Here is a 15612-nt window from a genome sequence, read left to right on the forward strand (position 1 = left end):
TTGTCATCATTACCACAAAAATAGGTAAAAGCGGAAAACCTCAATTTAGCCTTGACTCTTATTATGGTGTGCAGGTTCCAAACAGTGGGCGTTTTCCAAAAATGTTGTCTCCGCAACAAACATTGGATATTGAAAACAGATTGGACGGCACAAACAATGTGATGCCTGATTACCTTATCGCTGGACCTAAAGTGGGCGGGAAAGATGTGATTACAGCTGCAGACGTGGATATGTCAAAATATAAGTACGATGCGAGTAGCCGAAGCGATTTTTATCAAATTACCAAAGCAAATAAGGCCGGAACCAACTGGTTTGATGCTTTATCCCAAAATGCCCCTACTCAGTCGCACCAACTTAGCGTTTTAGGAGGTGGTGAAGATGCTTCCTATGCGATTTCGGGTGGTTATCTGAAACAAAAAGGAACGATTATTCATACCGGTTTTGAAAAATATAATCTTCGTTCAAACACACGCTTCTCTGCCTTTAATAATAAACTACGTTTCGGCGAAAATATGCAATATAGTTTTACGGAAGGATTTGGTATGGGAGTAAATACCAATACTGCCGGGGACTATATCGGTGAAGGTAGTGCTTTAGGTTTTGCGTATCGTATTCATAATATCATTCCTGTATATGATGAGGGCGGAAATTTTGCAGGATCTGTTGGCGGACAGTATGGTAATGGAGAAAATCCTGTTGCTATCGCCTATCGTGCCAAGGATAATAAAAATAAGAGCAATATGTTTTTCGGGAATGTCTTTGGAGAATTTGATATTGTCTCAGGATTAACCTTCCGTAGCAGTTTTGGTATGAAGTATGAAAACTACAATGGTGTATCTTATACCTATCCAAACCCTGAGTTTACAGAAGGAAGTTTTAACAATGGAATTAATGAATTTTTTGGACTGAATAAAGAATGGACTTGGACAAATACTTTAAATTATAAAAAAACATTTAATGAGGCACATACGTTGAGCATTCTTGCTGGTACGGAAGCTATTCAGAATAGAAATAGGCAAATAAGGGGAAAAGGAAATGGCTTTTTTACAATGTCATCGCTTGATTACCTTTACTTGGATGCCGCTTCAACTGGTCGCGTCAGTGAAGGTAGCGGTTCTGTAGGCTCCTTGTTTTCGGTGTTTGGAAAGGTTGATTATTCCTACAAAGATCGGTATATCTTAAGCGCAACAGTGCGTCGTGACGGTTCTTCTAATTTTGGGCCGAACAATAAATATGGAACATTCCCTGGAGCGAGTGCTGCCTGGCGTTTGTCGGAGGAAGAATTCATGAAAGGTGTGTCATGGATCTCGGACCTAAAAATCAGAGCGGGTTATGGGGTGACGGGGAACCAACGTATTCCAGCCAATCAATATCTGAATCGCTATCAGGTCGCGATTAATTCATCTTCATATCCTATTGACGGAAGCTTGACTTCCGGTATGTGGCACAATGCCTACAGTAATCCGGACGTAAAATGGGAACAAGTATCTGCATTAAACATTGGGGTGGATTTTACCCTGGCACAAGGTGATTTTGATGGATCTTTTGATTGGTACAATAAAAAGACGAAAGACATGCTGTACCTATTGCCTTTACCTGCTGTTGCCGCAGGCCGGGCCGGATCGCCTTATGTAAATATTGGTGATATGCAAAATAAAGGTATCGAGTTTTCATTGAATTATCATTACGGTAGACGTCAAGAAAGTGCATTTAAATTGGATCTGTCCGCTACTATTTCACGTAACGTGAACAAGATTGTTTCTTTGGCACCATCAGTAACCCAACAAGTGTACGGTAGTTTTAGAAGTATGGAAACCTCCATCTTAAAACCTGGAGAACCTCTTGGTGCTTTCTATGGCTATAAAGTAATTGGTATTTATTCGGAAGCGGATATGAACAATGCAAGTGTCGCTAAATATGAGGATGGAAAGTCGAGAGCTGGTGGACTTAAATTTGAGGATGTCAATGGTGACGGCAAAATTGATGCAAGTGACCGTACCGTTATAGGTAGCCCACATCCTGACTTTGTGTATTCATTCAATATCAATGCGGCTTATAAAAACTTTGATTTTATGGCCTACTTCTATGGTTCAAAGGGTAATCAAAACTATGAAGCTACGAGATACTTTACAGATTTTGGTGTGTTTAGAGGTCAAAAAAGTACACGCGTATTGGAAGAATGGAGTCCAACGAATAGCGGTAGCATGATCCCTTCTCAAGTGAGAAATGCTTCACCCTATGAGTATGCTTCTTCGAGCTATTATGTACAGGATGCAAGTTTCTTGAAATTGAAAAATCTTCAAGTTGGCTATAACTTCGATACCAATCGTGTTTTTGGTAATAATACCGGTATCAAGAAACTCCGTGCTTATGTGGGGGTAACAAATCTGTTTACGATTACTAAATATGAGGGGCTTGATCCAGAAGTTACGGCTACTCCGTCGACTTACCCAGCCTTGGGTGTAGATTTTGGTGTGTATCCACAGGCTCGTCAATATATGTTGGGTGTTAGTCTAGGATTTTAAGGGTTTAGTGATTTAAGTTAAAATTTGATTGAAATGAAAAAAAGAAATATAATTACAGTTTTAGGTATATCATTGACTTTATTAGCCTCTTGTGGGAAATCTTTTTTGGAGCGTGATCCGCAAGCTGAATTGCCTGAGTCTCAGATTGTAAATTCAAAAGGTATAGAGGCCTCTCTTATCGGGGCGTATGGAATATTAAACGGCAATGTCAACGGTACCTGGGGGAATTACTCTTCGGCGCCTAGCCAATGGTTGTTTGGTGAAGTTGCTGGAGATAATGCACATAAAGGATCTGAGGCAACCGATCAACCGAACATGAATATGATCGAATTTCATACGCCAAATAGTTCGAACGACAACCTGAGTCAAATGTGGGAAGTTTATTATGAGGGCGTATTAAGGGCAAATAATACGTTGCGTATTCTGAAGGCTGACCAAGCAGGTGAAAAAACGGTAACGGCTGCACGTGCGAAGGAAATAGAAGGTGAGGCCCGAGTATTGCGAGCGCATTATTATTTTTATTTATGGCGTGTTTTCAAAAATCTAGCGTATGTTGATGAGAACACAACAGATGATGAGGCTAAAACGAAACCGAATAAGGATGATGTACTTCCGAAGATTATTGACGATTTAAAAGCAGGAATAGCGAATTTGCCAGCGACAAAAATCAATAGCCAGGCCGGACGTATGGATCAGAATATCGCGAAAGCTTATTTGGGTAAAGTTTACCTCTACCAGAAAAAATATGCGGATGCGTTAGTTTTGTTTAAGGAAGTTATAGGTGCAAAGGATCTACGTACGATGCCGTACCAAAATAACTTTGATGTACTTACAAAAGACGGCCCAGAGGCATTATTGGTATCGAAGCATGTGATTAATCCAGATGGATCTGGTGATAATGCCAATGTTGGTGATATGTTGTCTGGATTAAATGGAAGTAATCCTGTAGGTTGTTGTGGTTTCTATCAGCCGACCATTGATTTGGTTAATGCCTATAAAGTCGATGCAAATGGATTACCATTGTTAGATGGTTCTTATCGAAATAATCCATATAAATCAGATTTCGGTTTGTCCGATGACGCAAAGAAAACATATAAACTTGATGTTACGCTTCGTTTTGACCCACGTTTAGATTATACGGTTGGCCGTAGAGGTGTGAATTTCTATGATTATGGTGTCATGCCAGGTGATGCATGGATTCGTGAGGTGAGCTCGGGTGGACCATTTGTTGGTATAAAAACAATGATTCCGAAGAGTTTGCATGCAACACATACTGCGTCAGGAGCGGCATATATTACTGACTTGGATGTTAATATTATTCGTTTAGCTGATGTTGTTTTAATGGCAGCTGAATGTCAGGTTGAATTAGGCGATTTAGGTGCAGCAATGAATCTGGTAAATGCAGTTCGTGAGCGTGCGGCAAAATTACCTCCTAAAACGACTGGCGATAATGTAGCAGCGGCGGTATATGTTGTTAAACCTTATACTTCTTTCCCAGACCAAAATTATGCGCGCAAAGCTGTTCGTTTTGAACGTCGTTTAGAATTAGCGATGGAAGGACATCGTTTCTATGACCTTGTGCGTTGGGGGGAGGCGAAAACTGTATTGGAAAGCTACGCAACGTTTGAAGGCGGTTTTATGGCTCGCTATAAAGGCTTAAACTATAAACCTCAAAATGATTACTTCCCAATTCCACAATCGCAGATTGACAGAAGTGGTGGAGCTCTGACACAAAATCAAGGATATTAATTTTTGATAGTTTAAAAAGGAAAGGGAGAGACAATGTCTCTCCCTTTCCTTTTTATAGGATTTGTATCTGAATTTTGGCAATAGACGAAAGGGAGTTCTTGCAGTTTTTTGTATGTTTGAACTGATGGAAAAAATTTTAAGTGCATTGTTGCTGCTTTGGTTTGTGCCGGCGGCTACTTTTGTAGCGAAGGCTCAGAGCTTTGAGGATGTTTATCAGCTATTTCAAGAATCTAAAATATTAAATGATCATTTTGTTGGGTTTTCTTTGTATGACCTAAATGCCAATAAATATGTGATGGACATAAACGGCAATAAGCATTTTACACCGGCTTCCAATACAAAAATGTATACCACCTATGCTGCTCTAGCGCTATTGGGGGATTCAATACCTGGTTTGGAGTATGTGGAACGCGGAGACTCGCTGCTTATCTGGGGGACAGGTGATCCGACGTTTCTGCATAATCGGTTAGATACCCGGGTGGTGTATAACTTTTTGAAAAATACGAATAAACGCATTTTTGTTGTGCCAGGGACAATGAAGAATAAGTTCTTTGCACATGGTTGGGCTATGGAAGATTTTGAAGCTTACTATCAGCCTGAAATCAGTACATTTCCTATTTATGGTAATGTGGTCACCTTTCGACAAAAAGGTTATAATTATTTATCAACCTCTCCAGCGAGTTTTCAAAATTCACTGGATTTTTTGCCGGAACCTAAGGTAGGTGATTTTGAACTTTCCCGTTCATTTCGTGCAAATTCCTTTTGGATGTCCAAACGTCCCGTTCCGAGCGGTTATGTCAATGAAGTCCCATTTATCTATTCTGATAGCTTATTTATTAAATTATTGTCGGATAGTCTAGGTAAATCCGTGACCTTATTGTCTTATCAAAAACCAAGCAATACCAAGATACTCTATTCTGGCAGTACCAAAAATTTAATCCGTGAAATGATGTTGCCAAGTGATAATTTTATTGCTGAACAGTTTTTAATGATGTGTTCGTGGAAACAATTCGGCCAATTTGATACTTACTTGGTGCGGGATTGGATGAAGAATAACGTTTATAAATACTTTTCAGCTGAGGTTGCCATTTTTGATGGATCGGGCTTGTCGTCCTATAACAAGGTGACTCCGCAAAATAATGTCGATCTATTGGTCGTCTTGAAAAATAAGTTGCCGGATGAGAAGGAACGTTTTCGTCTTTTTCCGGCCGGAGGTGTAGATGGTACTCTGAAACGTACCTATAGCAAAGATCTCGGAGAACCGTTTGTTTTTGCTAAAACAGGAACGATTACATCTGTCTACAATCAAAGTGGTTATTTGATCACACGGACAGGAAGGCGCTTGGCATTTTCTTTTATGAACAATAATTATATAGATGATCGAGCAAGTGCAATTCGTAAAGAAATGGCTAAAATAATTACTTATATTCGTCAAACTTATTAAGCCAATTTAAATGGAAGCAATTGTAAAAAACAATAAAAAATTGATTCGTTCTTGGGCCATGTTCGATTGGGCCAATTCTGCTTACAACCTTGTTATTACTTCCACGATATTCCCTGTTTACTATACCGCAATTACTACAACAAAAGAGCATGGTGATGTTGTTAGTTTCTTTGGGATTGAAGTTGTCAATACCGCACTTTCCAATTTTTCTTTGGCCTTTGCCTATCTGTTGATGTCTTTTTCTTTGCCCTTTATTTCTTCGTACGCTGATGCAAAAGGAAAAAAGAAACAGATTATGAAATTCTTCACTTATGTTGGAGCAGTTGCATGTATGTGCTTATTTTTCTTCAAGCTTGAAACTTTGGAAATTGGTATCATCTGTTTTGTACTTGCAGCGATGGGGTATATTGGCGGTGTTTTGTTTAATAATTCCTATTTGCCGCTTTTGGCGACTGTCGATCAGCAAGATAAGGTGAGTGCGCAAGGTTTTGCTTATGGTTATATTGGCTGTGTCACTTTACAGATTCTTTGTTTTATAGTGGTGCTTAAACCTGAATGGTTTGGTATTACAGATGCTTCACTACCGGCCCGTATATCGTTTCTAATGGTCGGATTGTGGTGGCTTGGGTTTTCAATGATTCCTTTTAAATACCTGCCTAAAATCGATGCAACCGAGAATAACACAGGTAAGAGTTTTGTTCAGAATGTACGGGATGAATTCGGCCATGTTATCCAAAAGATCAAAGGTATTCCTGAAATAAAACAGTTTTTGCCGGCTTTTTTCTTTTATGCAATTGGTGTTCAGACTTTGATGATTGTCGCCTCTTCTTTTGGGGAGAAAATTTTGCATTTAGGCGCAGAAAGGTTGATAGCTACCATTCTTCTCATTCAACTTGTAGCTATCTTAGGTGCATTTTTAATGTCTTATTTATCTACGCTTTTTGGGAATATCAAGGTGTTGATCGTTGTGGTGATGATCTGGATCGGCATCTGTATTTCGGCCTTTTATTTATCTACCCCACTTCAGTTTTATATCATTGCTGCATTGGTCGGTTTAGTTATGGGCGGGATTCAGTCCTTATCGCGTTCGACCTATTCTAAATTAATTCCGACGGATATCAAAGATACGACTGCTTTTTTCTCTTTTTATGACGTCACAGAAAAAGTTGCCATTGTCATTGGATTATTCTCATTCGGGTTTATAGAACAGGTTACACATAATATTCGATATTCGGCATTGGTTCTTTCTTTATTTTTTGTAATTGGATTGTTACTTTTGATCCGGATATTAGTATCCAATAAATCTTAATTTTATTGATTGAATTGCATATGAAAGTAGAACTTTTTGTTCCTTGTTTTATAGATCAGCTTTACCCTGAGACCGCTTTTAATACGGTTCGTTTATTAGAAAAGGTCGGCTGCGAGGTTGTCTATAATCCTGAGCAGACATGCTGTGGCCAGCCTGCCTATAATGCTGGATTTTGGGATGATGCAAAACAGGTCGGACGGAAGTTTTTAGGTGATTTCTCGGGAGATCATGTGATTATTTCTCCTTCTGCGTCTTGTACTGGTATGGTACGACATGCTTATAATGATTTATTCGCAAATTCGGCAGATTCCCATCAATGCCATAAAATACAGCAACAGGTTATGGAAATCTCTGATTTTTTAGTAAACGTGCTAAAAAAAGAGTATTTTGGAGCTGAGCTTGAGGGTGTTGCGGTGTACCACGATTCTTGTTCGGCTTTGCGGGAGTGCAAGATAAAAGAGGAACCACGGAAATTATTGAGTAAGGTCTTAGGTTTGGAGATGGTGGAGGTGAAAGATAGCGAGACATGTTGTGGGTTTGGGGGTAGTTTTGCCGTTAAATTCGAAGGAATATCCGCGGCAATGGCTGAGCAAAAAGTGCGCAATGCACTTGATCTGAATGCGGATTATATTATTTCCACGGATTCATCTTGTTTGCTACAGCTTCAATCTTATATCGATAAACATAAATTACCCATTCAGACGATGCACCTCGTTGATGTGTTGACTACTGGCTGGGGAAATATTTAAATAACACATTAAATCTAAACACATGAATTCAAGAAGAGATTTTCTTAAAAACCTTGCACTAGCGTCTGCTGGTATAGCATTAGCTCCCTCTTTGGAGAGTTTTGCGGCAGCAAAGAAAGATTGGTTTGACATTTCCTTGGCTGAATGGTCATTGCATAAATCCTTGTTCAAGGGAGATTTGAACAATTTGGATTTTCCGGTATTAGCTGCCAAAAAATACGGTATCTATGGGGTGGAATATGTGAATCAGTTTTTTAAGGATAAGGCTAATGATAATAACTACCTTACTGAGCTAAATATGCGTGCAAAAGATAATGGTGTACGTAATGTACTCATTATGATTGATGGTGAGGGAAATCTCGGTGATGAAGATGAAACAAAGAGAAAACAAGCCGTGCAAAACCATTATAAGTGGATTTCTGCAGCTAATTTCTTAGGTTGTCATGCAATCCGTGTCAATGCGGCTGGAAAAGGGACTCCTGAGGAAGTTAGTAAACGTGTTGTCGAAAGTTTAACAGCGCTATCTGATATTGGTAAAAAAGCGGGGATTAGCATTATTGTAGAAAACCATGGTGGTATCTCTTCACATGGTGACTGGTTGGCTAATACATTAAAAGCAGTGGGTAGTAAATATTGTGGAAGTTTACCTGATCTTGGTAATTTCTATGAGTATGATCGTTATCAAGGTGTGACGGATCTAATGCCTTATGCACATGGTGTGAGTGCCAAAACACATGATTTTGATGCTAATGGAAATGAAACGCAAATTGACTATGAGCGTATGTTGAAGATTGTTAAAAAAGCAAAATTCAAAGGTTATGTGGGGATTGAATATGAGGGAAGTAAGTTGAGCGAAGAAGAGGGTATTTTTGCTACTAAAAAATTACTGGAACGTTTGCGCCCTTTGATCTAATATTTAACTAGTCGAGTTCTTTTCAGGAAATGGAAGGAACTCGACTAGTTAAATAGGTTTTAATTGAAGTATTGCTCGGATGCAACAACGAAAAAAACTGCAGTCCATTCGTTAGAAACCTATTAAAATCTTCACTATCTTGCTTGAGTATATGAAGACGGGTGAACAACCTCTTTCTTTGTGTAGAGGATCATCGGATTTTTCCGTTTACCGATGGTATATTTTATAAATGGAAATCGCACTACCTTATTTTGAAAAATAACGACTAAAAAAAAAACATGAATTTTGAAAAAAATGCTGTTCTTGAAACCCATTTGCAAAAAGTAGGGGCTGAACATGTATTGGTACAAGGGCATCCTGCCGGCTTGTTTGTATTATTCTTCACAGAGATGTGGGAGCGTTTTAGCTATTATGGTATGCGGGCGCTGTTGGTCAATTTTTTGGTTTCTACCATTGCCCAACAAGGATGGGGTTGGACCAACTCCGAGGCCATGAAGCTTTATGGTTTGTACACCGGGATGGTGTTTTTAACGCCACTGTTCGGTGGGATTATAGCCGATCGCCTAACAGGATATAAAAAATCCATTATGGTCGGAGCTATAATTATGACGCTGGGACATATCGCTATGGCTTTAGAGGGATTTAATAAAAGCTTCTTTTTGGCGGGTTTGGTGCTGATTGTTTTGGGAAATGGATTGTTCAAACCCAATATTTCTTCGATGGTAGGGAAATTATATCCGGATAAAGGAGGAAAAAAGGATGCTGGTTATACCATCTTTTATATGGGCATCAACGGGGGAGCGTTTTTAGGAATGATGCTATGCGGTTATATTGGTGAGAAGATCGGCTGGCATTATGGCTTTGGGCTTGCCGGAGTATTTATGTTTTTGGGAATGTTGCAGTTCTATTTTGCACAACCCATTTTCGGAAAAATTGGAAATACACCCGAGAAACAAGACGAGTTAACCGATATTGCGGCCGGTCAAGAAGAAAATCCAAAGCATATTGTTCGTGATCGTTTGCTGGTAATAGCCATTTTTATGTTGTCAAGTATTGTTTTCCATTTAGCTTTTGAGCAAGCAGGTGGTTCGATGACGATCTTTGCAAAAAATTATACACAACGGGTATTGAGTGGTGAAGTAGCGGTTTTATTTAAATGGCTGGATGCTGCATTGACGGTTTTGCCGATTGTGGTAATTACCGGAGTACTGTTTGTTTTAGCGAAGAAAATCATACGTAAATACCCTATGATCATACTTTTTTCGAGTATTTCTTTTGTGATCATTTGGTCTTTGTGTCTTTGGAAAGTTTATCGGGAATATTATGGTATGAATTCCGAAGTAACTGTATCCTGGTTTCCGATGTTAAATTCTTTCTTTATCATTACGCTGGCCACATCATTCAGTAAGATATGGGAGAAAGTATGGAATCCTTCTGGTCCGATTAAGTTTGCCATGGGACTGACATTAGTTGGAGTTGGTTTTGCAGCTTTATCTATTGGAAGCTCTGAGATTCCTACCGGTGCAAAGACGGCCTCTGTTAGTATGATCTGGTTGGTGTTGGCGTACTTTTTTCATACAGTGGGCGAATTATGTATTGGTCCGGTCGGACTTTCTTATGTCAGTAAACTATCGCCCAAAAAATTCCTGGGCTTATTGTTTGGTTTTTGGTTTTGTGCCAATGCCATAGCTAATTTTATAGGGGGCTTTATTGGGTCATATATTGATAAGATTACAGAATCTCATTCCATGTCATATTTCTTTGCTGTATTTACAGTAATTCCTATGGTGGCTGCTGTATTTCTTATTCTGGGCAACAAAAAAATAAAAAAGATGATGCATGGAATTGATTAATTCATAGAAAAATAATGTATCTTCAAGCGATTTTTATCAAAATAAAAACAAAACCTGAGTTATAAAACAATTATTGAAATTATATGAATCAAGAAAAAGATCAAGTTCTTGTAGCACATCTTGCTAAGCAGGGGATCGATGACAAGATGGTAAATGGGCATCCTGCCGGATTATTTGTGCTATTCTTTACAGAGATGTGGGAGCGGTTTAGTTACTACGGTATGCGGGCATTGTTGACCTTATTTTTAATAAGTTCCCTTGCTGATGGGGGATGGGAATGGAGTAACGAACGTGCCATGAAACTTTACGGTTTGTATACTGGTTTTGTCTATTTAACACCATTGATCGGTGGAATGATTGCGGATAAGCTAACCGGTTTTAAGAAGGCGATTTTGATAGGCGCTTTGGTAATGACATTGGGGCACCTGTCTATGGCATTTGAGGGCGTGAATTCCAATTTCTTTTATCTGGGTCTTGTGTTAATGATTTTGGGTAACGGGATGTTTAAGCCTAATATTTCTTCTATGGTGGGAAATCTTTATCCGGATCAAAGTCCTAAAAAAGATGCAGGGTATACCATATTCTACATGGGCATCAATGCCGGGTCATTTTTGGGAATGCTTCTATGTGGGTATATCGGCGAAAAAATTGGTTGGCATTATGGTTTCGGGCTTGCCGGAGTATTTATGTTCTTTGGTATGTTGCAATTCTATTTTGGACAAAAGATATTTGGAATTATCGGAGATTCACCCAAAGCACTTCAGGCTTACCATGAGAAAAAGATCAAAAATCACGAAGAGAAGGAAGAGGTCATTCCTGCACATGTTGTCCGTGATAGGTTAATCGTTGTCACCATATTTATGTTGGCTAGTGTGGTTTTCTTTCTGTCTTTTGAACAGGCGGGCGGATCCATGTCTATCTTTGCAAAGGATTATACACAAAGGGTCCTGTCTGGAAGTTCAGCAGTGACATTTAAATGGATTGATACTATTTTGACTATTGTGCCTATCGTTATTGTGACGATCGTTTTAACAGCATTGGCTAGAAAAATATATAAACAGTATCCATTGACTATTTTATTTACCGCTGTCTCATTTGGTATCATTTGGTGCTTGGGCTTATGGAAAGTATTTCGAGAAATTGGAATAACCGGATCGGAAGTTGGAGCCTCATGGTTTCAAATATTGAATGCATTTTTTATTATTTCACTTGCATCGTCATTTAGCAAATTCTGGGAGAAGGTCTGGAATCCTTCGGGACCAGTTAAGTTTGCGCTAGGTTTAATATTGGTGGGAATTGGATTTGCAGCATTAGCTTATGGAGCGAGCGAGATTCCTCAAGGAGCAAAGACAGCGTCTGTGAGTATGATTTGGTTGGTGATCGCCTATTTCTTTCATTCAGCAGGGGAGCTTTGTCTTTCACCTGTTGGCTTGTCTTATGTTAGTAAGCTTTCCCCAAAGAAATTTTTAGGACTTCTTTTCGGTTGCTGGTTCTGTGCTTCGGCAATTGCCAATTTTATCGGTGGATTTTTAGGCTCATACATTGATCGCATTACAGAAGAACATTCGATGTCCTATTTCTTTATGATATTTGCAATAGTTCCTGGGGTTACGGCATTGCTATTAATTGTCTTCAATCCAATATTGAAAAAAATGATGCATGGGATCAACTAATCAGGATCGATAGCATCATAAAAAAAGGGCTAATCAATACACTGATTGGCCCTTTTTTATCTCTTTTTACTTTTCTGTTGATGCTTATTTATGTTTATTCTTCCACTTTTAAAAGCAGTTTATCGATGCGGTGTCCATCCATATCAAGCACTTCGAAAATTAGATTTTTAAATCGGACACGTTCGCCTTCTTCGGGTACGTGATCTAATCTTAGAAACACGAGGCCTCCTACAGTGGTTACGTTACTAATCTCATCTTCGTCTTCTTCGGAAAGACCGATTTCAAATTCATCCAAAAGATCCTCAATCTGATATTGTCCGTCGACAACATAATCGCCGTTTTCCAATTGACGTATTGTCGGACGGGCACTTAGGTCGCTTTCTGTGATGTTGCCAACCAAATCGCCAACGATATCCCGTAAGGTAATAATTCCCTGTGGTGACCCATACTCATCAATGACAACCGCTTGATGGATACTGGAGGTACGCAAGGTATTCATAATGCTATACGATGAACTGAATTCGTTAACAAACTTGATCGGTAACATAAGTGTTCTGAGATCAAATGCTTCGTTCTGGAGGCATTGACGGAGTAATGATTTTACATGAACAACACCTTTGATATTGTCGAGACCACCTTCACAAACTGGGTAGATGGAATGATCGTTGTCCAAAATGATCTTTCTGTTTTCTTCAAAGGAATCTTCCAGATCCAAAAAAACAATGTTTTTGCGGTGAGTCATTAGGTTGACCGCTTTTTTGTCCCCTAAACTCAACAAACGGTCGACGATATCGTGCTCAATACCTTCGATGACGCCACTGTCAACACCTTCGTCTACTAATGCCTTAATTTCTTCTTCTGTGACACTATTGCCGCTGCTCTTGATATTGAGTATTTTGACAATAAACTCCGTCGACATACTGAGTAGCCATACAAATGGCCGAACGATTTTGCTAAGCAGGTTCATCGGGTAAGCAATCAGCATGGCGTACTTCTCCGGAATAGCCATACCGATACGTTTGGGGACCAGTTCACCAAGCACCAACGAAAAGTAGGTGATGATAAAGACGACAATGATGACGGCGAGCTGTTCGCTATAGGGGGCTATGATACTAGATTTATTAAAGATCTCTACCAGGTAAGATGAAATACTGCCGCCAGAAAAGAATCCGGTTAAGATGCCAATAAGGGTAATGCCTATTTGTACAGTGGATAGAAAGCTGTTGGGCGATTCTTTTAGGTTTAGCGCTATTTTTGCAGCGGCATTGTTTTTATCGCTTTCAGCCTGTAGCCTTGCCTTTCTGCTGGACACGATGGATATTTCTGATGCCGACAGTATTCCGTTTAGAATAATCAGGACTAAAATAATAATTGCTTCGGTAAGCATAATGAGTTGAAAAAGTTGTTTGCTAGGCTAATTTACGGAAAAGACCGGCCAAATAGTAGGATTATTATGATTATGTCAGGCATTCATAAAAAAAGCCGTATATCTTTCAATACGGCTTTTATGATAATAAGCGTGTTTTTTCAATTACATTCCACTGTCATCTAACATAAAGGTATTTTTCTTGGTTTTCCATTTTCCTTTTGTGAAATCAGGGAATTCCAACGTTTTATTTCCTTTTGCAATAGACTCGGTAGATAATGGGAATACAGCGCTCATGGTTACTGAATCATACACGTCAATTGGAGTCTGTACTTTTTGTTTTACAGCTTGAATGAACGCATTGAATACAAACCAGTCCATGCCACCATGGCCAGAACCGTTTGCTACCTCCTCATATTTTTGCCAAATTGGGTGATCGTATTTCTTTACCCATTCGTCTGCAGAATCCCAAGTGTGTGGTTTGGATTTACCCTCGATGTGAATACCTTTGGCAACATCCATCCAAATACCGTCTGTTCCCTGTACGCGGAAACCGATAGAGTAAGGTCTTGGTAAGTGTGTATCATGCGTTAATAACATGGTTTCTCCATTCGCACATTGTAACATCGTTTGAGTGATATCACCATTTTTGTAATTGATCTTACCGTTAGGATGTCCCGGGGAAACTTTATTGACATAGGCTGCCAATCCACGGGCTTTACTTGAGTACGAAGTGATATGAGTGAATCTGTTCCCCTTGTTGATATCTGCAAATTGCATAATTGGACCTAAACCGTGTGTAGGGTATAGATCACCATCTTGGTCGATATTGAACTGTGTACGCCATTGTGCCTCAGAAATTGCTTTCGGACCATATTCAACGCCATGGCCATAATAGGCTTTTCCGTCATTGAATAATACCTCGCGTAAATCGTGTTGATAACCGCCTTCCAGGTGCAACAATTCACCAAATAGTCCTTGTCTGTGCATATTCAATACAGCAAGTACATCACGACGGAATGCAACATTTTCTAGGGTCATGTAAGGTTTTCCAGTTTCTTCGGATGCTTTCACAATATCCCAGTGATCTTGTAGCGTTAAACCTGCAATAACCTCGCAACCCACGTATAGACCAGCTTTCATTGCGTCAATAGCTTGGTTTTTGTGGAATTGCCAAGGCGTTGCAATAATGACAGCATCTAATTTTTCATTGCTTAACATCTTTTTGTAAGCATCAACTCCACCAGTATACTCTTTTGGAAGTTTGGTGCCTTTTGCATTGAATTGTTTACGGCATTGTGCTAGAGATTCTTCCTGGGTGTCACAGACAGCCACAATTTCTAGATCATCTCTGTTTAGGGCAATTTGAACGTGATTACGTCCTCTAAGGCCTACGCCAATAAAACCGATTTTTATTTTCCCATTTGTTTGAGCAAATAATTCTGTACTTGAAAGGACACCGATTCCAGCTGTAGTGATGGCAGTCGATTTTATGAAATTTCTTCTATCCATTGTTTTGAGATATAAGGAGTTTGTATATTAGTTATTTACTTGTTTGAAAACAGTCCTTAAGACTGGCTACTATTAACAAATATATTATTTCATTTGGGATAAATGAAAGTGCAAACGTTTGCTTAATTTTATTAAATTTCATGCAAACGTTTGATTGAAATAAAAATTATCATTTATTAATTCAATTTGTGATATTGCAAGCACATTGATGATTTAAAAAACATAGTTTAATGTCTGATTTTAACCAATTAGTAGTAGAGAGCGCAGCAAAACAATTCACATTAGAAGGAGATATCATTTCAGTGCAACCGTTTGGTTCTGGTCATATCAATGATACTTATCGTGTAGTTACTACTGTAGATAGCGGTATATCGCATTTATTACAACGTATTAACCACCATGTTTTTCCGAACGTGGATGGATTAATGCATAATATTGAGATTGTCACCAAGCATCTTAGTAAGAAAGTTAAAGTCGCTGAAGGAAAAAGAATCAGCGATCATGTATTGACAATTGTTC

At 39.1% G+C, this 15612-nt stretch carries 10 protein-coding genes and 1 pseudogene; 9 read left to right on the forward strand and 2 right to left on the reverse strand.

The features are described 5' to 3' along the window. The 8 genes from B2X72_RS14300 to B2X72_RS14335 all read left to right on the forward strand — a co-directional run. Positions 1-2525, forward strand: a 2525-nt coding sequence (locus B2X72_RS14300; RefSeq protein ID WP_286850099.1) for a SusC/RagA family TonB-linked outer membrane protein, incomplete at its 5' end; no start/stop codon positions are given. A gap of 33 nt (positions 2526-2558) precedes the next feature. Further along, positions 2559-4274, forward strand: coding sequence for a RagB/SusD family nutrient uptake outer membrane protein (locus B2X72_RS14305; protein WP_075994033.1), 1716 nt, complete (start codon positions 2559-2561; stop codon positions 4272-4274). Positions 4275-4398: 124 nt separating this feature from the next. Continuing rightward, on the forward strand, positions 4399-5718 hold the full coding sequence (locus tag B2X72_RS14310) for a D-alanyl-D-alanine carboxypeptidase (protein WP_232475604.1): 1320 nt from the start codon (positions 4399-4401) through the stop codon (positions 5716-5718). A 10-nt stretch (positions 5719-5728) separates the two neighbouring features. Next, complete coding sequence (locus B2X72_RS14315; protein WP_120333333.1) at positions 5729-7027, forward strand: MFS transporter; 1299 nt, start codon at positions 5729-5731, stop codon at positions 7025-7027. Between the two features lie 20 nt (positions 7028-7047). Next, positions 7048-7776: a (Fe-S)-binding protein gene (locus tag B2X72_RS14320; RefSeq protein ID WP_070566110.1), complete on the forward strand. Its 729-nt coding sequence runs from the start codon at positions 7048-7050 to the stop codon at positions 7774-7776. A gap of 22 nt (positions 7777-7798) precedes the next feature. Beyond that, the gene (locus tag B2X72_RS14325; RefSeq protein ID WP_088162814.1) at positions 7799-8689 is read left to right on the forward strand and encodes a TIM barrel protein; all 891 of its coding nucleotides are present in this window, start codon (positions 7799-7801) and stop codon (positions 8687-8689) included. Between the two features lie 278 nt (positions 8690-8967). Continuing rightward, positions 8968-10542, forward strand: coding sequence for a peptide MFS transporter (locus B2X72_RS14330; protein ID WP_201667326.1), 1575 nt, complete (start codon positions 8968-8970; stop codon positions 10540-10542). Positions 10543-10625: 83 nt separating this feature from the next. Next, positions 10626-12215, forward strand: a complete 1590-nt coding sequence (locus B2X72_RS14335; protein ID WP_286850111.1) for a peptide MFS transporter — start codon at positions 10626-10628, stop codon at positions 12213-12215. A 94-nt stretch (positions 12216-12309) separates the two neighbouring features. Here the strand turns inward: B2X72_RS14335 and B2X72_RS14340 are convergent, their stop codons facing one another. Together B2X72_RS14340 and B2X72_RS14345 are read right to left on the reverse strand one after the other, a co-directional pair. After that, the gene (locus B2X72_RS14340) at positions 12310-13602 is read right to left on the reverse strand and encodes a hemolysin family protein (protein ID WP_286850113.1); all 1293 of its coding nucleotides are present in this window, start codon (positions 13600-13602) and stop codon (positions 12310-12312) included. 144 nt (positions 13603-13746) lie between these two features. Continuing rightward, positions 13747-15093, reverse strand: a complete 1347-nt coding sequence (locus tag B2X72_RS14345) for a Gfo/Idh/MocA family protein (protein ID WP_075994028.1) — start codon at positions 15091-15093, stop codon at positions 13747-13749. A gap of 230 nt (positions 15094-15323) precedes the next feature. On the opposite strand from B2X72_RS14345, the pseudogene B2X72_RS14350 reads away from it, so the two are divergent. After that, positions 15324-15612 (forward strand): annotated as a pseudogene (locus B2X72_RS14350) (desulfatase); the annotation flags it as partial.

The sequence above is a fragment of the Sphingobacterium sp. UBA7253 genome (genome assembly GCF_002472745.1).
GTDB lineage: Bacteria > Bacteroidota > Bacteroidia > Sphingobacteriales > Sphingobacteriaceae > Sphingobacterium > Sphingobacterium siyangense.